General features: G+C 66.4%; 23 protein-coding genes. 9 read left to right on the forward strand and 14 right to left on the reverse strand.

The genetic code is table 11. From position 1 onward, the window contains the following. Positions 1-40 precede the first annotated feature (40 nt). The gene (purD, locus tag E0702_RS12240; RefSeq protein ID WP_132044244.1) at positions 41-1,333 is read right to left on the reverse strand and encodes a phosphoribosylamine--glycine ligase; all 1,293 of its coding nucleotides are present in this window, start codon (positions 1,331-1,333) and stop codon (positions 41-43) included. 95 nt (positions 1,334-1,428) lie between these two features. After that, positions 1,429-1,899, reverse strand: coding sequence for a polyhydroxyalkanoate synthesis repressor PhaR (phaR, locus tag E0702_RS12245; protein ID WP_132044246.1), 471 nt, complete (start codon positions 1,897-1,899; stop codon positions 1,429-1,431). Between the two features lie 102 nt (positions 1,900-2,001). Here phaR and E0702_RS12250 point away from each other — a divergent pair, with 102 nt between their 5' ends. Further along, positions 2,002-2,715, forward strand: a complete 714-nt coding sequence (locus E0702_RS12250; RefSeq protein ID WP_132044248.1) for a 16S rRNA (uracil(1498)-N(3))-methyltransferase — start codon at positions 2,002-2,004, stop codon at positions 2,713-2,715. Between the two features lie 13 nt (positions 2,716-2,728). Here the strand turns inward: E0702_RS12250 and rloA3 are convergent, their stop codons facing one another. From rloA3 to E0702_RS12305, 11 genes are all read right to left on the reverse strand, one after another. Further along, entirely contained in the window at positions 2,729-3,271 is a 543-nt protein-coding gene (gene rloA3 / locus E0702_RS12255) for a retropepsin-like aspartic peptidase RloA3 (RefSeq protein WP_132044250.1), read from the reverse strand. A 36-nt stretch (positions 3,272-3,307) separates the two neighbouring features. Next, positions 3,308-4,585, reverse strand: coding sequence for a lytic murein transglycosylase (locus E0702_RS12260; protein WP_132044252.1), 1,278 nt, complete (start codon positions 4,583-4,585; stop codon positions 3,308-3,310). A 149-nt stretch (positions 4,586-4,734) separates the two neighbouring features. Further along, on the reverse strand, positions 4,735-6,000 hold the full coding sequence (locus tag E0702_RS12265) for a DASH family cryptochrome (protein ID WP_132044254.1): 1,266 nt from the start codon (positions 5,998-6,000) through the stop codon (positions 4,735-4,737). After that, complete coding sequence (locus E0702_RS12270) at positions 5,997-6,149, reverse strand: DUF2256 domain-containing protein (protein ID WP_132044256.1); 153 nt, start codon at positions 6,147-6,149, stop codon at positions 5,997-5,999. The genes E0702_RS12265 and E0702_RS12270 overlap by 4 nt, the downstream gene beginning before the upstream one ends. A 128-nt stretch (positions 6,150-6,277) precedes the next feature. Further along, positions 6,278-6,670 (reverse strand): monovalent cation/H(+) antiporter subunit G, encoded by a 393-nt coding sequence (gene mnhG / locus E0702_RS12275; protein ID WP_132044258.1) that lies wholly within the window; start codon positions 6,668-6,670, stop codon positions 6,278-6,280. Continuing rightward, positions 6,663-6,932, reverse strand: coding sequence for a monovalent cation/H+ antiporter complex subunit F (locus tag E0702_RS12280; RefSeq protein WP_132044260.1), 270 nt, complete (start codon positions 6,930-6,932; stop codon positions 6,663-6,665). The genes mnhG and E0702_RS12280 overlap by 8 nt, the downstream gene beginning before the upstream one ends. A gap of 38 nt (positions 6,933-6,970) precedes the next feature. Further along, entirely contained in the window at positions 6,971-7,444 is a 474-nt protein-coding gene (locus E0702_RS12285) for a Na+/H+ antiporter subunit E (protein ID WP_132044262.1), read from the reverse strand. Next, on the reverse strand, positions 7,441-8,958 hold the full coding sequence (locus tag E0702_RS12290; RefSeq protein WP_132044264.1) for a Na+/H+ antiporter subunit D: 1,518 nt from the start codon (positions 8,956-8,958) through the stop codon (positions 7,441-7,443). The genes E0702_RS12285 and E0702_RS12290 overlap by 4 nt, the downstream gene beginning before the upstream one ends. Then, complete coding sequence (locus E0702_RS12295; protein ID WP_132044266.1) at positions 8,955-9,302, reverse strand: Na+/H+ antiporter subunit C; 348 nt, start codon at positions 9,300-9,302, stop codon at positions 8,955-8,957. Before E0702_RS12295 ends, E0702_RS12290 begins: the two co-directional genes overlap by 4 nt. A 9-nt stretch (positions 9,303-9,311) precedes the next feature. Beyond that, on the reverse strand, positions 9,312-9,746 hold the full coding sequence (locus tag E0702_RS12300; RefSeq protein WP_132044268.1) for a Na+/H+ antiporter subunit B: 435 nt from the start codon (positions 9,744-9,746) through the stop codon (positions 9,312-9,314). After that, positions 9,739-12,069 carry a putative monovalent cation/H+ antiporter subunit A gene (locus E0702_RS12305; RefSeq protein ID WP_132044270.1) on the reverse strand — a complete coding sequence of 777 codons (2,331 nt, stop codon included), beginning with the start codon at positions 12,067-12,069 and terminating at the stop codon, positions 9,739-9,741. The genes E0702_RS12300 and E0702_RS12305 overlap by 8 nt, the downstream gene beginning before the upstream one ends. 217 nt (positions 12,070-12,286) lie before the next feature. Here E0702_RS12305 and E0702_RS12310 point away from each other — a divergent pair, with 217 nt between their 5' ends. Genes E0702_RS12310 through E0702_RS12335 form a run of 6 tightly spaced genes read left to right on the forward strand, consistent with a single transcriptional unit; the run spans position 12,287 to position 18,126 of the window. Next, positions 12,287-15,118: a monovalent cation/H+ antiporter subunit A gene (locus E0702_RS12310; protein ID WP_132044272.1), complete on the forward strand. Its 2,832-nt coding sequence runs from the start codon at positions 12,287-12,289 to the stop codon at positions 15,116-15,118. Then, the gene (locus tag E0702_RS12315; protein ID WP_132044274.1) at positions 15,118-15,462 is read left to right on the forward strand and encodes a Na+/H+ antiporter subunit C; all 345 of its coding nucleotides are present in this window, start codon (positions 15,118-15,120) and stop codon (positions 15,460-15,462) included. Before E0702_RS12310 ends, E0702_RS12315 begins: the two co-directional genes overlap by 1 nt. Next, the gene (locus E0702_RS12320) at positions 15,459-16,967 is read left to right on the forward strand and encodes a monovalent cation/H+ antiporter subunit D (protein WP_132044276.1); all 1,509 of its coding nucleotides are present in this window, start codon (positions 15,459-15,461) and stop codon (positions 16,965-16,967) included. The genes E0702_RS12315 and E0702_RS12320 overlap by 4 nt, the downstream gene beginning before the upstream one ends. Further along, positions 16,964-17,458, forward strand: coding sequence for a Na+/H+ antiporter subunit E (locus tag E0702_RS12325; RefSeq protein ID WP_132044278.1), 495 nt, complete (start codon positions 16,964-16,966; stop codon positions 17,456-17,458). Before E0702_RS12320 ends, E0702_RS12325 begins: the two co-directional genes overlap by 4 nt. After that, a complete protein-coding gene (locus tag E0702_RS12330; RefSeq protein ID WP_132044280.1) occupies positions 17,455-17,724 on the forward strand; it encodes a K+/H+ antiporter subunit F in 270 nt (89 codons plus the stop codon). The genes E0702_RS12325 and E0702_RS12330 overlap by 4 nt, the downstream gene beginning before the upstream one ends. Positions 17,725-17,733: 9 nt before the next feature. After that, positions 17,734-18,126, forward strand: a complete 393-nt coding sequence (locus E0702_RS12335; protein WP_202597223.1) for a Na+/H+ antiporter subunit G — start codon at positions 17,734-17,736, stop codon at positions 18,124-18,126. A gap of 29 nt (positions 18,127-18,155) precedes the next feature. Here E0702_RS12335 and hemH read toward each other — a convergent pair whose 3' ends face one another. Beyond that, complete coding sequence (gene hemH, locus E0702_RS12340; protein WP_240721732.1) at positions 18,156-19,244, reverse strand: ferrochelatase; 1,089 nt, start codon at positions 19,242-19,244, stop codon at positions 18,156-18,158. A gap of 121 nt (positions 19,245-19,365) precedes the next feature. Here hemH and E0702_RS12345 point away from each other — a divergent pair, with 121 nt between their 5' ends. Next, a complete protein-coding gene (locus tag E0702_RS12345) occupies positions 19,366-20,964 on the forward strand; it encodes a cryptochrome/photolyase family protein (RefSeq protein ID WP_132044282.1) in 1,599 nt (532 codons plus the stop codon). Next, positions 20,961-21,356 (forward strand): thiol-disulfide oxidoreductase DCC family protein, encoded by a 396-nt coding sequence (locus E0702_RS12350; protein WP_132044284.1) that lies wholly within the window; start codon positions 20,961-20,963, stop codon positions 21,354-21,356. Before E0702_RS12345 ends, E0702_RS12350 begins: the two co-directional genes overlap by 4 nt. Positions 21,357-21,360 lie beyond the last annotated feature (4 nt).

Below are 21,360 nucleotides of genomic sequence, written 5' to 3' on the forward strand. Positions count from 1 at the left end.
CCTCCTCACTGTTGATCTTGTTATGAAACGGCCAGACGACTCAGCGCTCGCCACGCTCCCGGGCAATGGCCCGGTGGGCGATATCACGGCGACAGAAGGCCCCCTCCCAGCGGATGGCATCGACCCCCTGATAGGCATTCTCGGCGGCGGCCGCCACGCCCTCGCCCAGGGCGGTGACACAGAGCACTCGCCCGCCGGAGGTCACCGTATGGCCATCTCGTTCGGCGGTGCCGGCATGAAACACCTTGCAGCCGGTGGCCTCGGCGGCCTCGAGCCCTGCGATGACATCACCCTTGCGATAGCTGCCCGGGTAGCCGCCGGCGGCGAGCACCACGCCTACCGAGGCGCGCGCGTCCCACTCGCAGGCCATTCCGGAGAGCTCGCCCCGCGCACCCGCCAGGCAGAGCTCGGCGAGGTCGGAGCGCAGACGCAGCATGATCGGCTGGGTTTCGGGGTCGCCGAAGCGGCAGTTGTACTCGATCACCTTGGGGTTGCCCGCGGCATCGATCATCAGGCCGGCGTAGAGGAAGCCGGTGTAGGAGTGACCCTCTTCGGCCATGCCACGCACCGTCGGTAGCACCACCCGTTCCATGATCCGGTCATGCACCTCGGCGGTGACCACCGGAGCCGGCGAATAGGCCCCCATGCCGCCGGTGTTGGGCCCGCTATCGCCTTCGCCGACCCGCTTGTGGTCCTGGCTGGTGGCCATGGGCAGTACGGTTTCGCCATCGACCATGACGATAAAGCTGGCCTCTTCGCCGTCGAGGAACTCCTCGATCACCACACGGGCGCCGGCATCACCGAAGGCATTGTCCTCGAGCATGTCACGCACCGCCGCCTCGGCCTCCTCGAGGCTCATGGCGACGATGACGCCCTTGCCCGCCGCCAGCCCGTCGGCCTTGATCACGATGGGGGCGCCCTGTTCACGCAGATAGTTCAGCGCCGGCGCCACCGCGGTGAAGGTGCGGTACTCGGCGGTGGGAATGGCGTGGCGCGCCAGGAAGTCCTTGGTGAAGGCCTTGGAGCCCTCGAGCTGGGCGGCACCGGCGGTGGGACCGAAGATCGCCAGGCCCGCCTCGCGGAAGCGGTCCACCACGCCGGCCACCAGCGGCGCCTCGGGTCCAACGATGGTCAGATCAATGCCGGCATCCCGGGCGAAGAGCAGCAGTCCCTCCAGGTCATCCGCAGCGATGGCCACATTGGTCAGCCCCGGCTCCCGGGCGCTGCCGGCATTGCCCGGTGCCACATAGGTCATTGTCACCTTGGGTGACTGAGCGACCTTCCAGGCCAGGGCGTGTTCGCGGCCACCGCCGCCGATGATCAGCACCTTCATCCTATCCACCTTCATGCTGCTGGCCGACTATGCGGCATGGGAAATCGAGGCGGCATTATGTCAGAAAGTCGAGAAGTCTGCGTGGCGATACGCGACTAGGATTCGTTATCGTCGCCCTTGCCACCCTTGTTACCGTTGCCCGTGGCCTGACCGATGGTCTTCTGCCAGAAGCGCATGTTCTCCTCGGCCATGTCACGCATCAGGTCCATGGGCGAGTGACGCATGGCTTGCTGCCACTGATCCTGCATGCGCTGCTGCTGCTCCAGCATCAACTTGGTACCCTGTTCCAGATAGCGTGACAGCGGCAGCGGCTGGGCCATGTCGTAGACACGAATGAACTGAGCCAGCAGGTCATTGGAGAACACCTGGGCATCGCCATCGGCCTGTTCCTGCTCGATGATGATCGAGAGCAGGATGGTCCGAGTCAGGTCCTCACCGCTCCTGGCGTCCTCGACGCGGAACGGCACCTCATCGAGGATCAGCCCTCGCAGATCCTCGAGGGTCACATAGCGGCTCTGTTCGGTATCATAGAGCCTGCGGTTGGCATACTTGCGAATCACGCGCACGGCGCTACTCCTCATTCGGCATGGGTGGGGCGACTGCCCCTGCAGGACCATTGTGCACCGCGACACCCACCATGCAAGACAAAGACGCCAACGCGAGGCCCCATGAACCTGATCCTGCTGACCCACGACGATATCGAGAACGACCGCCTGGCTCGGGTGAGGGATCCGCGACGGCTGCGGCACCTGCGCGAGGTGCATCGCGCCGCACCGGGGGATCGCCTCACCCTCGGCGTGGTTGGTGGTCATATCGGCCAGGGCGAACTGCTCACCCTCTGCGGCCAGGAGGCGACCTTTGCCCTGTCGCCTCTCGATCAGGCGCCACCACCACCGCTTCCGGTCCACCTGGTGCTGGCACTGCCACGCCCTCGCATGCTGGCGCGCACCCTGGAGCATGTCACCGCACTCGGGGTCAAGCAGATCACCCTGCTGCACACCCGCCGCGTGGAGAAGAGCTACTGGATGTCGCCCGAACTCACCCCGGAGAAGATTCACCATCATCTGGTGCTGGGCCTGGAACAGGCCCGGGACACCCTGCTGCCCGAGGTCACCCTGGAGAGGGGCTTTCGCCCTTTCGTGGAGGGTCGCCTGCCCGCCCTTCTGGAGGGCCGACGCGGCCTGCTGGCCCACCCCGGCATGCCCAGTGCCTGCCCGCGGGGGGTCGAGGCTCCCACCCTGCTGCTGGTGGGCCCGGAGGGCGGCTTCATCCCCTGGGAGGTGGAAAGGCTGCTCGAGGCGGGCTGCGAGGGCATCCACCTGGGGCAGCGTATCCTGCGCGTGGAGACCGCGGTAACGGCCTTGTTGGCACGCCTCTTCTAGTCAGTCGCCGCCTCTAGTCGTCATTCTCTTCCGGGTCATGCGCCACGACCCGGGAGTCATGGTCACAGCGCGGCTCGGTAACAAAGGTATCGCGCACGTCGAGCAGGCCCAGGTGGCTGATGGTGCGCCGCCCCAGCAGCAGCGGATAGTGCATTTCACCGCGATCGCGCAGGCCAAACTGCTCCTCATAGATCGTATCATCCAGACAGACCTTCATCAGCACCACCGGGCGCTCGTCACGCCCCCCGGCGCCGCGCACCTTGAGGTCACGGAAGAGGGGTAGCTCCAGGCGCTCGCTGAACAGCTCACCACTCTCCTCATCCTCCAGCTTGAGGCGAAAGCGCACCCACGGCTCACCATCCTTGTCGAAGTTCTCTATCTCGCGAGCATCCAGCGATGAGGTCAGGGCGCCGCTGTCGAGCTTGGCCTTTACCTCCACTCCCCACGGCTCGACGGTGGCCTTCTCGACCCAGCCGAACACCTTGTCGTCGGCCTGAACCGAAGTGACCAGCAGGGCCGCCCCCAGGGCAGCCGTCAGCATTGGCTTGATGCGCATCCTATTTCTCCTCTGGTGGGTAGGGGCATGGCCGAGTCAGCGGGCCAGGCGCTCCAGCAGTCGCCGGGTCGCGAAGCCATCCGGTATCTCACCGATGGACGCCTGGTACTCACGCAGGCCACGTCGAGTATTGGGCCCCAGAATGCCATCGGGCACCCCCACGGAGAAGCCGCGCGCATTGAGGGCCTGCTGCATCTCGCGGATCTCGGCGCGTGCCAGAGGCTGTTCGTCGCGTGGCCAGCCACCGATGACCCCGTCACGCCCCGCGATCTCGTCGGCGAGATTACCGACGGCCAACGCATAACTGGTGGCGTTGTTGTAGCGCAGGATGACACGGAAGTTGGGGCCCACCAGGAAGGCGGGGCCTCTCGCCCCCGCGGGCACGATCACCGCGGCCTCATCAAAGGTGGGCAAGGCGCCTTTCCCCGCGGGGCGCACGCCCTGGGCGGACCAGGCCGCGGAGGAACGGCGGTTGGACGACTCGGCCTGGGCATAGTCGAACCCCTCCGGCAGGACCACCTCGACACCCCAGGGCTCCCCCTCGCGCCAGCCGGCGCGCGCCAGATAGTAGGCAGTAGAAGCCATGACGTCGGGGATGCTGCCCCAGATATCGCGACGCCCGTCGCCGTCACCATCCCGAGCGTAGGCCTCGAAGCTCGAGGGAATGAACTGGGTATGCCCCATGGCCCCGGCCCAGGAGCCCAGCATGCGCCCGGGGGCGATATCCCCGGCGTCGATTATGCGCAGGGCGGCGAGCAGCTCGCCACGCGCAAAGTCCCGGCGCCGACCGTCATAGGCCAGGGTTGCCAGCGCCTCCAGGGTCGAGAAGTCACCGAAGTTCCCGCCATAGTTGCTCTCGATGCCCCAGATCGCCACGATCACCTCGGCCGGCACCCCGTAACGCTGCTCCATGCGGCGTGCGGTGTCGCGGTGCTCGGCCAGGCGGGCACGCCCGGTGGTGACCCGCTGGGCGGAGACCGCGGTATCCAGATATTGCCAGATGGGGCGTACGAACTCCGGCTGGGAACGGTCGAGCTCGATCACCCTGGGGCGATAGCGCAGCGAGGCGAGGGCTCGCTCCAGGGTTGTCTCGGAGATGCCCTCGGCGCGGGCCTCGCGACGGAAACGAGCCAGCCAGTTGTCGAAGCTCTCGGCGACCGCCGACGCCTTATCCCGGGAGGTGGTCACTTCGTGGGCCCCGCCGGAGGAAGGTTCGGCGGCATCGTTGGCGGCTCGCGCCTCGTGGGCCGGGCCACTCTGGCAACCGGCCAGCAGGGCAAGGGCCAGGCAGCTGGTCACTGTTATCCGTCGCATGAAGCTCTCCTTGGCGTGGGCGGAAGGCGAGAATCATCGCGCAGATGGCGCCCTGCGCGCCAGTACCTTCGGGCGATGCCTAGCCGCCAGAGCACCACAAGATAACAGTCCGTCACCACTGCGGTCAGCCGATGAAGAAGGCAGTGGCGTCAGGTCGACAGCCAGCGGGTCACGTAGTGGCCCCGAGGGTCGTAGCGCTCGGCCTGCCATGACACATCGAAACGCTGGCCACGACGGTCGCGTCCGACGCCGGCCACATAACGCCAGTTGCCCCAGTTGCTGGCGGCATCGTAGTCGATCAGGCAGCGCTCGAACCAGGCCGCGCCGAGGCGCCAGTCGCCCCCCAGCTCATGCACCAGGTAGCTCGCCGCGTTCTGACGCGCCCGGTTGGACAACCAGCCGGTCGCGGCCAGCTCGCGCATGGCGGCATCCACCAGGGGCATGCCGGTGCGCCCACGGCGCCAGGTCTCGAGGGCCTCATTGACCGCCGGCAACGGCCGTGGGCCATACAGCGCCGCCCCCTCCTGATGGGCGGCCCAGTGAAAATAGTCGCGCCACAGCAGCTCAAACACTATCCAGTAACTGGAGTCGCTGGCGCCGTGATGGTTCTCCCAGGCGCGCACCGCATCGTGGACCTGGCGCGCCGAAAGGCAGCCGTGGGCTAGCCAGGGCGATAGCCGGGTCGAGAAGTCGGGCCCGCAAAGGCCGTTGCGGGTCTGCTTGTAGCGGCCCGGGCCGCCAAGGGCCAGATAGTGAGCGAGCCGCTCTCGCCCCGCCGCCTCGCCTCCGACGAAGTCGAACTCGCCACGGCGGTCGGGGCGCCAGCCGGCAGCCTCGGTGCATACACTGGTCAGCGGTGGCAGCCCGCGCGACGCCGTCTCGGGCCAGGGCGGCAGGGAAATCGGCGCCGGCATGGCGGAAGGCACGACCCAGTGGCGCTCGGCCCGCCGGCGGAAGGCCGAGAAGCTTGGGGGCAGGGCCTCGACAGCGATCGGTAGCCGGGTCTCATCGAACAGCGTGCCACCGTCTGGGCACCAGAGCCTGACCTCCGGGTCGAGACATCTGGCCAGTCGCGACACCGCTTGCGACTCTTCCCAGCCGGCATCGCGACGCACCGACACCTGATCGATGCGATGCCGCTCGACCAGCCGCGCAACCTCCGCCACCGGATCGCCCAGGCGCACCAGCAGGTCGCTGCCACGGCTCAATAGCTCACCGCGCAGGGCGATCAGGCTTTCCCACAGGAAACGCAGCCGCGCGGGTCCCATGCGCGTGACGCCGCCATCGAACGCCCGCAGCCAATCGCGGTCCAGCACGTAAACACACAGCAACGACTCCGGCGGGTGCTCGAAGTGCAACAGCGGATTATCGGCCAGGCGCAGGTCGCCGCGCAGCCACACAAGTACCCGGCTCATAAGGTGGTCGCACCACGGCGTGCTTCGCGGCGGCAACGTTCGCTGCAGTAACGCACATCGTGCCAGCAGCGCTCCCACTTGCGTCGCCAGGTAAAGGGCCTGGCGCAGTGCCGGCAGGACTTCTGCGGCAAATGAGGTTTGCGATGCATGGCGAGGCCTCGGCAATCATGAACACGGCTTCAACATTAGTACAATTTATGTACAAATAAAACTGATCATCTGCCCACAACGCATGAGCCCGCCCGCGGGCGGCCTCATGCGTTGTCTAGGTAGCCAATCAGGGGACGTCGGACTCCCCGGGGCGCCGCTCGCCCTCGCGGCCGCTCTTGAGCTCGTGGGTCAAGGGGTCGTAGTGGGGCTTGAGCTCGTCCTTGACCGTGCCCTCCCACAGCCGCGAGCCGACGAAGTAACCAGCACGGCCAATCACGTGAGCAGCCACAGGTGCCGTCATCAGGATAAACAGGATCACGCCGAAGGCCCGCGCCACCACCGCCGCCTGGGCGAAGTGGATGGCCACCGCCAACATGATCAGGGTGACGCCCAGGGTGGCGGCCTTGGTGGTGGCGTGCATGCGGGTGAGCAGGTCGGGCAGGCGTACCACCCCCAGCGCCGCCAACAGCATAAACAGCGCCCCGACCAGAACCAGTCCTTCGCCGACGATATCAGTCATCCCGCGGCCCTCCTCGCTCCAGAAAGCGGGCAAAGCCGATGGCAGCCATAAAGGCCATCAGCGCCATGACGATGGCGACGTCGAGCAGACTGGCCACGTCGGTGGCGATGGCCATCACTCCGATGATACCGACCAGAATCGACGAGAAGAGCTCCAGGGCCACCACCCGATCGGGCAGGGTCGGCCCCCGGAACAGGCGCACGAAGGCGAGGCAAAGTGCCAGCGACATCAGCGCCAGGCTCAACAGAATGATGGGCGACATCGGTAGCCTCCTTCACGGCTCGGCATGGCTAATGGCTATCAGCGAAACAGCATCAGGGCACGGCGCTCCAGCTCCGCCAGATCGCGCCGCAGCTCCTCCTCTTCGTCCAGGAACATGGCGTGGATATAGAGCACTCGGCGATCGTCGGAGACGTCCAGGCTCAGGGTGCCCGGGGTCAGCGAGATGAGGTTGGCGACGAAGGCGATCTCGAACTCGCTGCGTGCCTGGAGCGGCATGGCGATCACCCCGGGCTTCATGTACCAGGGTGGGGTGACGATATCGAAGGCCACCTTGAGGTTGGCCATCACCAACTCCTTGACGAAGAAGCCGATGAAGCCCACCAGCCGAGGCAGACGCTGAGCATAGCCGGCCAGCGCCGGTACCTGGGGCTGGATCAGCGCCAGCACCAGGTAGCCGAAGACCAGGCCGGCGAGCAGGTTGAGGCCGCTGAAGTGGCCAGTGAGCACTACCCAGGCGCCCCCCAGCAGCAGGTTCCAGGCCGCACCGATCATGGCCCTCCCTCCACCTGCGCCCCCAGCACCGCCCGGATGTAGCTCTGAGGGTCCAGCAGCTGGGCCGCCGAGGCCTCGGCCAGGGCGTGGATCGGCGCCGGGTAGAGGCCGATGAACAGAGTACACAGCGCCAGCCCCGCCACCGGCGCCACCATCAGCCACAGCTCGCGCTGGCGCACCTCAGGATAGGGATCGACGTCCCCCTCCGGCGGCACCGACTTCCAGAACACCTCGGCCCAGATCTTGATCATGGAGTAGAGCGTGAGCAGCCCCACCAGCAGGGCGATGGTGGTGACCCCGTAGGCCTCGGCCTCGATGCTGGCACGGATCACGATGAACTTGGCGAAGAACCCCGACAGCGGCGGAATACCAGCCAGCGACAGGGCGGGAATCAGGAACAACAGCGCCAGCCACGGATGGCTGCGATAGAAGCCACCCAGGTGCTTGAGCTGGTAGCTGCCACGCAGCCGGTGGACGATGCCGCTGACCAGGAAGAGGTTCGTCTTCACGATGATATGATGGATGATATAGAAGACCCCGCCGACGATCGCCAGAGGCGTGAAGAGCGCCAGGCCGAGGATCATGTAGCCGATCTGGCTGACGATATGAAACGACAGGATGCGTCGGAACTCGAACTGGGCCGCCGCGCCCAGCACCCCTGAGAGCATGGTCAGCCCCGCGCCCCACAACAGGATCTCGTGGGTGTAGCCCGGGCTATGATGAAAGATCAGGGTAAAGACCCGGAACAGCGCATAGACCCCCACCTTGGTGAGCAGCCCCGCGAAGAGTGCCGATACCGCGACCGGAGGGGTGTGATAGGAGGCCGGCAGCCAGAAGAACAGCGGGAAGGCCGCCGCCTTGATACCAAAGGCGACCATGAACATCATCGCCAGGGCATCCACCATGCCCTGCTCCTCGACCATGACCAGGCGCCGGGCGATATCGGCCATGTTGAGGGTCCCCACCATGCCGTAGAGCAGCCCCACGGCGATCAGGAAGATCACCGAGGAGAGCAGATTGAGAGTCACGTACTTGATCGCCCCCTCCATCTGCGGCTTCTCGCTGCCGAGGATCAGCAGCGCGAAGGAGGCCACCAGCATCACCTCGAACCACACGTAGAGGTTGAAGATGTCGCCGGTGAGGAAGGCGCCGGCCACTCCGGCCAGCAGCAGATGCATCAGCGGGAAGTAGCCGTAGGCCTCGTGGCCGCGCCCGGCGGTGGCCAGCGAGTAGAGGGCCACCGCGAAGCCGATGCTACCGGTGAGCACCACCATGATGGCGCCCAGCAGGTCGGCCACCAGGCTGATGCCGAAGGGCGCCGCCCAGCCCCCCATGTGCATCACCAGGATGCCCTCACGGCTCACCGAGGCGAGCAGCCAGACGCTGGTCAGCAGCAATGCCACGGTGCCGCCCACGGCGACCAGCCGTTGCATCGGGCGCGAACGCCAGAAGAGCAGCGACACGGCGCCCGACATCAGCGGAATCAGGATAGGCAGCGCGATCTCGGGGTTCACGTGTCGGTATCCTTCATCTTGTCCAGGTCATCGGCACGCACGACCTCCCAGGCGCGACGCACCAGCACCACGGCGAACGACAGCACACCGAAGGCGATAACGATGGCGGTAAGCACCAGCGCCTGGGGCAACGGGTCGGCGACGGCCCCCTCGGGTGCGGTGAGCCCCTGCGGCACCAGCGGTGGTGCCCCGCGGTTCATGCCGGCGGTGGCGAAGATCAGCAGGTTGGCGGCGTTGGAGAGCAGCATCAGTCCGATCACCAGCTTGACGATGGAGCGGCGCAGCATCATGTAGATCGCGGCGGCGAACAGGATGCCGATGGCGACGGCCAGCAAGGGTTCCATGGGACCTCCTCAGCGTTCGTCGTCTGCCTGATCGGTCTTGACCAGAGCGGTGATGGCGGTCAGCACCGAGCCAAGCACCACCAGGTAGACCCCGATATCGAAGATCAGCGGCGTCGAGGCCTTGAAGTCGATCACCGGCAGGGCCCACCACTGAGCGGTAAAGAAGGGCTGGCCATGCCACCAGGCGGGCAGCGTGGAGGCGACTCCCAGCAGCAGGCCGCCCCCCACGAGGTCCCGCGGCGAGACCTTGATCATCGCGCCCAGGGCGCGCCGCCCATAGGCGAACAGGTAAAGGGCGAAGCCCCCCGCGGCGACCAGTCCGGCGATGAAGCCGCCACCCGGCTCGTCGTGGCCACGCAGCAGCAGGAACAGCGAGAACATCAGCTGCAGCGGCAGCAGCAGTCGTGCCGCCACGTTGAGGATCAGCGTGCCGGATCTAACCATCGTCGCTCCTCGGGGTGTGGCCGGCATCCCTGGCCGCGTACTCCTCGGCGTGGAAGCGCAGCATCGCATAGACGCCGCTGGCCGCCAGCGCCAGCACGAACATCTCGCCCAGGGTGTCGAGGGCACGGAAGTCCACCAGGATGACGTTGACGATATTGTGGCCGCGCCCCAGCGGCTGGCTGTTGGCGACCATGTAGTCGGAGATGCGCGGCAGCCGCTCGCCGGAGAGCACGGCGAGCATCAGCAGCGTCACCAGCCCGCCGGAGAGCCCCGCCACCGCCAGGTCGCGCAGTCGCTCGGCGGGGGTCGAGAGGGTCGCGAAGCGCGGCAGCCGGAACAGAACCAGCACCAGCAGGATCACCGTCAGGGTCTCCACCAGCAGCTGGGTGATGGCCAGGTCCGGTGCACTGAACAGCACGAAGGTCAGGGCAATGGAGAAGCCCATCACCCCCACCGCGGCCACCGCCGCCAGCCGCGAGCGCATCACGCAGGCGGCGACCGCTCCGGCCACCATCAGCCCCGCCGCCACCGCCTCATGGAAGTAGATATCCAACGTGAAGGTGATGCTGGGCGTATGCCGCAGCAGCAACGCATGCCCCACAAGCCCCAGCAACACCAGCAGGGTGATCACCAGGTAGTTACGAAGATAGCCGCTCTGCAGGAAGCGGGTCTGCCACTCGGCGAGATCCACCATGCCCCTCATCAGGGCCTCATAGCCGGCCTCGGGACCGCGCGCCATCAGTGGCTCGAGGCGTGCCAGCCAGGCGCGCAGGCGATCCCAGCGGCGGAACACCAGGGCCCCCAGCCCCAGGCTCGCCAGGGAGAGCAGCAGCGGCAGGTTGATGCCGTGCCAGAGCGCCAGATGCACCTCGGCCGACCCCGCCCCGATGCCCGCCACGGTGGCCCCGACCAGGGAGTCGAGGAGCCCGGGCGCCAGGCCAAACAGCAGTGACAGTGCGGCCAGCAGCGCGGGGCCGGCGAGCATGCCGAAGGAGGCCTCTCGGGGGGCGCTCGGTGTCTGCCGCAGCGGGCCGAAGAAGGGGCGAATGGCGACGACCGCCGCCACCGCCAGGGTCAGGAAGGCGGCCAGGAAGGCCAGCGGCAGGATCACCGCCCGATAGGCTGCCGCGGCCAGCAGCGACTCCAGCATCAGCTCCTTGCCGATAAAGCCCAGCAGCGGCGGCAACCCCGCCAGCGACAGCGCCGCCACCACCGCCACCAGGGCGGTACACGGCATGGCGTGACGCAATCCGCCCATGGCGGTGACGTCCCGGGTACCGGTCTCGTGGTCGAGGATCCCGGCCACCATGAACAGCGCCCCCTTGTAAAGGGAGTGGGCGAGCAGGAAGACCACGAAGGCGGTGAGCGCGGCCTCGGTGCCGATGCCCAGCAGCATCGTCAGGGTGCCCAGCGCCATCACCGTGGAGTAGGCCAGCAGCGTCTTGACGTTGGTGTGCTGGATCGCCAGGAAGGCGCCACTGGCCATGGTCAGCGCCCCCACCAGGGAGAGCGTGATCACCCAGGGCTCGGTGCCGCCCAGCGCCGGATGCAGCCGCGCCAGCAGATAGACCCCCGCCTTGACCATGGTGGCCGAGTGCAGATAAGCCGAGACCGGGGTGGGCGCCGCCATGGCATTGGGCAGCCAGAAGTGAAAGGGGAACTGAGCCGACTTGGTGAAGGCACCCAGCAGCACGCAGATCAACAGCGGCAGATAGAGTACATGCGCCTTGAGCTGCTCACCGCGGGTGTTGAGCTCGGCCAGCGACCAGCTATCGCCGGCCAGGGCCAGCATGACGAAGCCGGCGAGCAGCGCCAGGCCACCACCCACGGTGACGAAGAGCCCCTGCTGGGCCGACTTGCGCGCCGCCGGATCGGTGTGGTTGAAGCCGATCAGCAGATAGGAGGTGATGCTGGTCAGCTCCCAGAACACGAACAGAGTGACCAGGTTGTCGGCCAGCACCAGGCCCAGCATCGACATCATGAAGGCGGTGATCACCACCAGGAATCGCGGCAGGTCGCGGTGGCCGTGGAGATAGTCGCCGGCGTAGAGCAGCACCAAGGTGCCGATCATCGAGATCAGCATGGCGAAGAGCCACGCCAGACCATCGATCAGGAAGGTCAGGGTGATATCGAGGCCCGGCACCCAGGCCCACTCGAGCCACAGGGTCTCACCCGCGGCGATGACCGGCCACTGGGCCAGCAGCCAGGCGGCGATAGCCGCCGGCAGCAGCGCCAGCACCCGCGCGGTGCCCGCTCCGAACCATCGGTGCAGCAGCGGCACCAGGCTCGCCACCACGAATCCTCCCAGCACGGCGAGTTGCATCAGATGCTCTCCCGTCGGTCGATTTCACCACATTAGTCATACAAGGTGTTGAAACACAAGCCGGGGACGCACAGGAACGCTTTGCGTTAGGATGCTCGATATATCGTCTCGTCAGGCCGCCCCAGGGGAGTGATGCGACCCACGCTGGTGCATCACCTTGCCCTGCGGGTAGCCTATGCCTCTTCCCCACACTTCATATTTGCAGGATGAGCGACCGATGACATTGATGTGGATAGCCCTGCTGCCGCTGGCGGGCATGCTGGTACCAATGGTCACCGCCAGCCACGGACGGCGTATATGCTCTCTCGCTACTGCCGTCCTCCCGACCCTGGCTTTGCTGCTGATGCTGGCACAGTTGCCGGCCCTCTCCAGCGGCGAGGCCCTGCGCGCAACGGTCGGCTGGATACCCAGCCTGGGGCTCGAGCTGGCCTTCCGCCTGGATGGACTATCGGTGCTCTTCAACCTGCTGATCCTGGGTATCGGCCTGCTGATCCTGCTCTACGCCCATTTTTATCTTTCGGCGGAGGAGCCCTTCGGACGCTTCTACGCCTACCTGATCCTGTTCATGGCCTCGATGGTCGGCATCGTGATGGCCGACAACCTGATCCTGCTATGGCTCTACTGGGAACTGACCAGCCTCTCCTCCTTCCTGCTGATCGGCTTCTGGTCACACCGCAGCGATGCCCGCAAGGGCGCACGCATGGCGCTTACCGTGACCGGCGCAGGTGGCCTGGCACTGCTCGCCGGCCTGCTGCTGCTGGGCGACATGGTCGGCAGCTACGCCATGGACGATGTGCTGGCCGGTGGTGAGGCGATACTGGCCGACCCGCGCTACCCGGTCATGCTGGCACTGGTACTGCTGGGGGCCTTCACCAAGTCGGCCCAGTTCCCCTTCCAGTTCTGGCTGCCTCACGCCATGGCCGCGCCCACGCCGGTCTCGGCCTATCTGCACTCGGCCACCATGGTCAAGGCGGGCATCTTCCTGATGGCGCGGCTGCATCCCGCCATCGCCGGCAGTGAGCTGTGGTCGGTGGTCGTCTCCCTGATCGGCATGGCGACCATGCTCTACGGGGCCTGGTTTGCGCTGCTCAAGACCGACCTCAAGGGCATTCTGGCCTTCTCCACGGTCAGCCATCTGGGGCTTATCACGGTCCTGCTGGGCATCGGCAGCCCCATGGCGGTGCTGGCTGCACTGTTCCACATCCTCAACCACGCCAGCTTCAAGGCGGCGCTGTTCATGAGCGCCGGGATTATCGACCACGAGGCCGGCACCCGCGAACTCGCCCGCCTGGGCGGCCTGCGCAAGGCGATGCCGGTCACCGCCCTGCTGACCAGCGTGGCGGGGGCCGCCATGGCCGGGGTGCCACTGCTCAACGGCTTTATCTCCAAGGAGATGTTCTTCACCGAGACCCTGGAGACGCCGGTGCTGGCCGGACTGAGCTGGTTGCTGCCGGTACTCGCCGCCCTGGGCGGCATCCTCTCGGTCGCCTATTCGCTACGACTGGTGCACGCGGTCTTCTTCAAGCCCGCCAAGGAGGACCCACCTCATACGCCCCACGAGCCGCCGTGGCTGATGCGTGCGCCGGTGGCGCTGCTGGTGGCATTATGCGTGATCGTCGGCCTGGTGCCGGTACTGGCCGAGGGGCTGCTGGGCCTGGCCGTGGAGGCGGTGCTTGGCGCACCTCTCGACTTCCACCTGGCGATCTGGCACGGCCTGAATCTGCCGCTAGCGATGAGTGCGCTGGCCCTGGTGGCCGGAATCACGGCCTACCGGCGTCACGCCGACCTGCGCCACTTCCACCGCGGTTTCAGCCCGGTGGATGCGCGCCTGGTGTTCGAGGCCGCGCTGCAGTGCCTGGGCCGCTGGTCCGAACACGGCCTGAAGCGCTTCGAGGGAGGCTCCCTGCAGCGCTACATGAGCTGGCTGCTGTTCGCCTCGCTGCTGATGGGAAGCCTGGGGCTGGCACGCATCAGCGGCCTGACCGGCCCCCAGGGCAACCAGCCCATCGATGGTGTCGTGCTGCTCGGCGCCGCCCTGCTGGTGTTCGGCGGCATCGCCACCGCGGTGACTCACCGTTTCCGACTGATCTCGTTGATCATGCTGTCGGTGGTGGGGCTGGTCGTCGCCCTGACCTTCGCCCGCTTCTCGGCGCCGGATCTCGCCCTGACCCAGCTTTCGGTCGAGGTGGTCACCATGATCCTGCTGATGTTGGCGCTGTTCTTCCTGCCCCAGAAGACCCCCACCGAGTCCTCCAACCGCCGCAACCTGCGCGATGTGGTGCTGGCCAGCAGCCTGGGACTGGTGGTCGCCAGCCTCAACTATGCGGTGCTGACGCGCGACAACTCGCCCATCTCCGGCTTCTTCCTGGAGAACAGCATCCCTGGAGGGGGCGGCCACAATGTGGTCAACGTCATCCTGGTGGACTTCCGCGGCTTCGACACCCTGGGTGAAATCACCGTGCTGGCCCTGGCCGGCCTGGCGATCTTCAAGCTGCTCAATCGCCTGCGGCTGTTCATGCCCCATAGCGACAGCGAGGGACGCCTCTGGGCGCCGGATCGCTATCCGGCGGTTCTCACCTCCATCTCCATGGCGCTGCTGCCGCTGGCCCTGCTCGTCTCAGCCTTCATCTTTCTGCGCGGTCACAACGAGCCGGGAGGCGGGTTCATTGCCGGCCTGGTCACCGCCGTGGCACTGATTCTGCTCTATATGGCGCGCGGCGTGGAGTGGAGCCAGGAGCGCCTCGACTTCCCCTACCAGCCGGTGGCCGTGGCCGGGGTCGGCATCGCCACCCTCACGGGACTGGGCAGCTGGCTGTTCGGCTATCCCTTCCTGACCTCGTCATTCGGTCATTTTCATCTGCCGCTGATCGGCGAGTTCGAGCTGGCCACCGCGATGCTGTTCGACCTCGGAGTCTATCTCGCCGTGGTCGGCGCCACCCTGATGATCCTGGCCAACCTGGGCAAGGTGACCACGGTCCATCGCCCGGCCAAGGAGCCCACGCCCGAGGTCGATGCATCACCCCAGCGCCCCCGCAAGGAGACCACCTGATGGAAAGCCTTTACGCCATCACCACCGGCGTACTTACCGCCTGCGGACTCTACCTGGTCCTACGTTCACGTACCTTCCCCGTCGTGGTGGGCCTGACCCTGCTCTCCTACGCGGTGAACCTGTTTCTGTTCTCCATGGGCGGCCTGACCACCGATGGCGCCGCACTGATCAACGGCGCCAAGGAGTACGCCGACCCACTGCCCCAGGCGCTGGTATTGACCGCCATCGTGATCGGCTTCGCCATGACCGCTTTCGTGGTGATCCTGGCGATGCGCGCACGCAGCGAGGCGGGCAACGACCATGTGGATGGCCGCAAGCATGAAGCCGGGGAGGGGCGTCGATGAGCACTCATCTGATCGTGCTGCCGGTGGTACTGCCACTGGTAGTGGGCATCCTGCTGCTCTTCCAGCGCCAGGGCAACGTGCGCCTGAAGCGCCTGATCGGGGTCGGCGCCACTCTGGGCCTGTTGCTGGTAGGCATCGCCCTGGTGGCCCGAGCCGCCGGCGGCGAGGTGACCTACTACGCCCTGGGAGACTGGCAGCCTCCGTTCGGCATCGTGCTGGTACTCGACCGGCTATCGGCCATGATGGTGCTGCTCACCGCCATCCTCGCGCTGGGCGCCGTGGTGTTCGCCTGTGCCGGCGACGACGAGCGCGGCAGCAACTTTCACGGCCTCTTCCAGTGGCAGCTGATGGGGATCAATGGCGCCTTCCTGACCGGCGATCTATTCAACCTGTTCGTGTTCTTCGAGGTCCTGCTGCTCGCCTCCTATGCACTGCTGCTGCACGGTGGCGGCAAGGAGAGGATCATGTCCGGAGTTCACTACGTGGTGCTCAACCTGGCCGGATCCTCGCTGTTCCTGATCAGCGTCGGCATCCTCTATGGGGCCACCGGCACCCTCAACATGGCCGACATGGCCGTTCGTCTGAGCGAACTGCCAGCCGAGCATGAGGGACTGGTAGTAGCGGGCGCCCTGATGCTACTGGTCGTGTTCGGCCTCAAGGCGGCTATCCTGCCGCTCTACTTCTGGCTACCCAAGGCGTATGCCGCGGCCCCCGCACCGGTCGCGGCACTGTTCGCCATCATGACCAAGGTGGGGATCTACGCCATCCTGCGGGTCTACTCGCTGGTCTTCGGTGAGGCCGCCGGCCCCCTGGCCGATCTGGAGCAGGGCTGGGTATGGTGGCTGTCGCTGGGTACCCTGGTGGTGGCCACCATCGGCGCACTGGCCGCTCGGGACCTGCGCCTGCTGGTGGCCTATCTGGTGCTGGTCTCGGTGGGTACCTTGCTGGCGGGGATCGGTATCGGCACTCCTGCGGCGGTCTCCGCCCTGCTCTACTACCTGATCCATACCACCCTGGTCACCGGCGGCCTCTTCCTGCTCGCCGAAATGATCGGGGCCCAACGCGGCAAGGCGGGTACTCGTCTGGTCAAGGGCCAACCCCTGCGCCAGGGAGGGTGGCTCGCCGCCCTGTTCTTCGCCGGCGCCATCGCCGTGGCCGGTATGCCACCGCTCTCGGGGGCAATCGGCAAGGCACTGCTGATGGCCACCGCCGAGGGCGCCCAGCGTGTCTGGCTATGGCCGATCCTGTTGCTCAGCGGCCTCGCCGCCATCATTGCCCTATCGCGGGCGGGCTCCACGCTGTTCTGGCGCAGCACCGGCTCGGCCGATGGTCAGCACCTGCCCCGCCGTCAGTGGTTCGGCGTCGCCTGGTTGATCGGTGCCGCCCCGCTGCTGGTGGCCCTGGCCGGCCCGCTGACCGACTACACCGAGGCCACCGCCGAACAGCTGGCCCGCCCCGAAGCCCTGACACGCGCCCTGCTGAACAACGAGGGAGATGCCCCATGATTCAGCCTCGCTCCTGGCTGCCGACACCGCTGCTGTCGATTCTGCTGCTGATCGTCTGGCTGCTGATGGTACGCAGCGTTGCTTTCGGCCATATCCTGCTGGGCGGTACCCTGGCGGTAGCGATCCCTCTGGCAACTCACCGCTTCTGGGACACGCAGCCCCATGTCAAGAAGCCGGCCCTGCTGCTGCGCTTTGCGCTACGTGTACTCGGCGACATCGTGATCGCCAACCTTCAGGTCGCCTGGCTGATCATCAACCCCTGGCGGCGCATGCGGCCTCACTTCATCGAGTACCCATTGATGCTGGAGAACCGCTTCACCATTACCCTGCTCGCCAACACCATCAGCCTGACACCGGGCACGGTCTCGGCCAACCTTCGCCTGGATGGCAAGTCGCTGCTGATTCATGCCCTCGACGTGGAGGATGATGATGCATTGATCGAGACCATTCGCGAGCGCTATGAGCGGCCGCTTAAGGAGATCTACGAATGATTGAGGTTGCACTCTGGACCAGTCTGGCGCTGGTCGTGGCGGCCATGGCGCTGAATGTCTATCGACTGACCATCGGCCCGGACATGCCCGACCGGCTGCTGGCGCTGGACACCATGTACATCAACTCCATCGCGCTGATCGTGCTGCTGGGGCTGTGGCTGGATACCAAGACCTACTTCGAGGCGGCGCTGCTGATCGCCATGCTTGGCTTCATCAGTACCGTGGCGGTGTGCAAGTACCTGCTGCGTGGCGACATCATCGAATAGGAGGTCATCATGACGCTGCACTTTCTCATCGAGGGAGTCGCCTCCCTGCTGCTGGTGGCCGGCGGCGCCTTCATCTTTATCGGTTCGCTGGGCATGACCCATCTGCGCGACTTCTATATGCGCCTGCACGGCCCCACCAAGGCCACGACCCTGGGGATCGGCTGCATGCTGGGCGCCTCGATGATCTACTTCTGGGCGAGCGAAGGGAAGCCGGATATTCAGGAGGTGCTGATCACCATCTTCCTGTTTATCACCGCGCCGGTCAGCGCTCACCTGCTGGCCAAGACCGGGCTTCACCTGAAGCTCAAGCACGTGGAAAAGACCACTGGCCGGCCGGCAGAACTGCGCCGCGAGGAGGTGGGCGAGAAGCCGGTACCCCATCCGGACCGCGGCTACGACTGACGCCTTACTCCGGCCCGCCAGTGGCGTGCCTAGACCCAGCCCCCCAGCTCGTTGTCGATGATCGACAGCAGGGCAGCGATATGGTCGTCACGTTCGTTGAGGCAGGGCACATAGGTGAAGGTCTCGCCACCGGCCTCGAGGAACGCATCGCGAATCTCCTCCTCGATCTCCTCCAGGGTCTCGACACAGTCGGCGGAGAAGGCCGGCGACACCACGGCAATATGCTTCCTGCCCTGGCGCGCCAGCTCGGCGACATGCTCCACGGTCGCCGGCCCCACCCACTCCTCGGGGCCGAACTGCGATTGGAAGGCGGTCTGGATGGCCCCCTCTTCCCAGCCTAGCGCCTCGCGCAGCAGCCGCGTGGTCTTCTGGCACTGGCAGTGGTAGGGATCCCCCTCCATCAGGAAGCGCTTGGGCACGCCATGATAGGAGGCCACCAGCACCTCGGGTGTCGTCTCGGCGGCGGCATAGGCCTCGCGCACGCTGTTGGCCAGGGCCTCGACATACTGCGGGTGCTCGAAGTAGGCCGGCACGGTGCGAATCGCCGGTTGCCACTTGAGCTTCATCAGGGTACGGAAGGCATGATCATTGGCGGTAGCGGTGGTCGGCGAGGCGTACTGTGGATAGAGTGGAAAGAACAGAATCCGCTCGCAGCCCGCCGCCTGCAGGCGCTTGAGTACGCTGTCAGTGGAGGGGTTGCCGTAGCGCATGGCGAAGTCGACCATCACCCGGTCGCCATGGCTCGCCTCGAGCCCTTCGGCCACCTTGCGGGTCTGCTCCCTGGTAATGGTCAGCAGCGGGCTCTCATCCTTCTCGGTGTTCCAGATACCGCGATAGGCCTCACCGGACTTGAAGGGACGGCGCGAGAGGATGATCAGCTGCAGCAGCGGCTGCCACTTCCAGCGGGGGTAGTCCACCACTCGCTTGTCGGAGAGAAACTCGTTGAGGTAGCGACGCATGGACCAGTAGTCGGTGGCATCCGGGGTGCCCAGGTTGACCAGCACCACCCCGACCCGGGCATGCGGAATCGGCGGATGATCCTCCGGCGCATGGGCCAGGCGCCCGCCGCCGGGGTGGTCCATGCCGGGATTGGCCGAATCCTGGGTCGTGGTGGTCATGGGCTGACTCCTTGGTCGATACGCACGGTTGATGAAGATGGGACTAGTGTATCAGGCCCCTCGCGGCGGCGGCGACAAGGTTGTACTATAATATTTTCCTGTACACCTTTGGATAAACCTTATGCCTCGCCCCCTGGTGCTCGTGCTCGGCGACCAGCTCAGCCTGATGCTTCCCAGCCTCCGCGACCTGCCCGCCAACGCGGTGGTGGCGCTCTGTGAGGTCTCCGCCGAGGGGCGCTATGTGCCACACCACCCCCAGAAGATCGCGCTCATCCTCGCCGCCATGCGTCACTTCGCCGAGGCACTGCGCAAGCGCGGCTACCGGGTGCACTACAGCGCCCTGGATGACCCCGACAACACCCAGGCGCTGGTGACAGAGGCACAGCGCCTGGCCAGACTCCACGCCTGCGACGAGATTCGGGTCGTGCGCCCCGGGGAGTGGCGGCTGTGGCAGGCGATGCGCGAGCGTGAGCACGCCACCCTGCCCTGGCGACTCCTCGAGGACGACCGCTTCTATACCACGCCGGACGACTTCGCGGCCTGGGCAAGCGGCCGCAGGTCGCTGCGCATGGAGTACTTCTACCGGGAGCAGCGGCGCCGCAGCGGCCTGCTGATGGAGGGCGAGGAACCCGCAGGCGGCCGCTGGAATCTCGATCACGACAACCGCGAGCCGTTACCGACCGGGACCCCGGTGCCCGCGCCCCCCCATCATCGCCATGACACCACCACTCGCGCCGTGATCGCCCTGGTGGCAGAACACTTCGGCGACCACTTCGGCAGCCTCGAGGGCTTCCACTGGCCGGTGACACGACGCCAGGCGCTGGTCGACCTGCGCCATTTCATCGAACACCTGCTGCCCGCCTTCGGTCGCTACCAGGATGCCATCAGCGACAGTGAGCCTTTTCTGTTCCATTCGCGGCTCGCGGCGGCGCTCAATCTGGGGCTGCTCTCGCCCCGGGAGGTGTGCGAAGCCGCCGAGCGCGAATACCACGAGGGGCGAGCGCCACTCAATTCGGTAGAAGGCTTCATCCGCCAGGTGCTGGGCTGGCGCGAATATGTCCGCGGGGTCTACTGGACCCGCATGCCCGACTACAAGCGCGGCAACGCCCTGGGCGCCCGGCGTGGCCTGCCGAACTTCTTCTGGGACGGCGAGACCGAGATGCGCTGCCTGCGCCGTGCCATCGAGATGACCCGCGATAACGCCTATGCCCACCATATCCAGCGGCTGATGGTGACGGGCAACTTCGCCCTGCTCTGCGATGTGGCACCCGAGGCGCTCTGCGACTGGTATCTCGCGGTCTACGCCGACGCCTGCGAGTGGGTGGAGCTGCCCAACACCCTGGGCATGGTGCTGCACGCCGATGGTGGACTGATGGGCTCGAAGCCCTACTGCGCCTCGGGAAAGTATATCGATCGCATGTCGGATCACTGCCGGCACTGTCGTTTTGACCCCAAGCGGGTGACGGGTCCCGACGCCTGCCCGTTCAACAGCCTCTACTGGGACTTTCTGGAGCGCCACGCCGAGACCCTGAGCACCAATCCGCGCATGAAGCTGATCTACGGCAGCCTGTCGCGCATGAGCGAGGAGAAACGCAACGCCATGCGCGACCAGGCCGGCGCCTTTCTCGAGCGGCTCGATGCTGCGCCCGCCTATTCACACGCCCGTGGTCAGGGCGAACACCGGGCGGGCTATGCTGGCGTCGAGGAGACGCCGAAATGACCCGACGCGCCACCCTCGCTGCCCGCGCCCCGGTGACCCTCTTCCACGATGGTCACTGCCCGCTATGCCAGCGGGAGGTCGCCTGGCTGACACGTCACCCGCGCCGAGAGCGTGTCACATTGGTGGATATCCAGGCCGCGAATTTCGATGCCGTGCCGCTCGGCCGCAGCGTTGCGGCGATGATGGGCCGGCTGCACGTGCGCGACGCGGCGGGGCGCTGGTTCGTGGGGATGGACGCCAGCCGTGCCCTCTACGCGGTGCTGGGCTATCGACGGCTGGTCTGGATGAGCACCCTGCCAGGGATCGGCGGGCTGATGGATGCGGGGTACCGCTGGTTTGCCCGCCGTCGTCTGCGTCTGGGACGCTGGCTGGAACGGCGGGAGAAGGAGTGACGCG

It is taken from the genome of Halomonas marinisediminis (assembly GCF_004347715.1).
GTDB lineage: Bacteria > Pseudomonadota > Gammaproteobacteria > Pseudomonadales > Halomonadaceae > Halomonas > Halomonas icarae.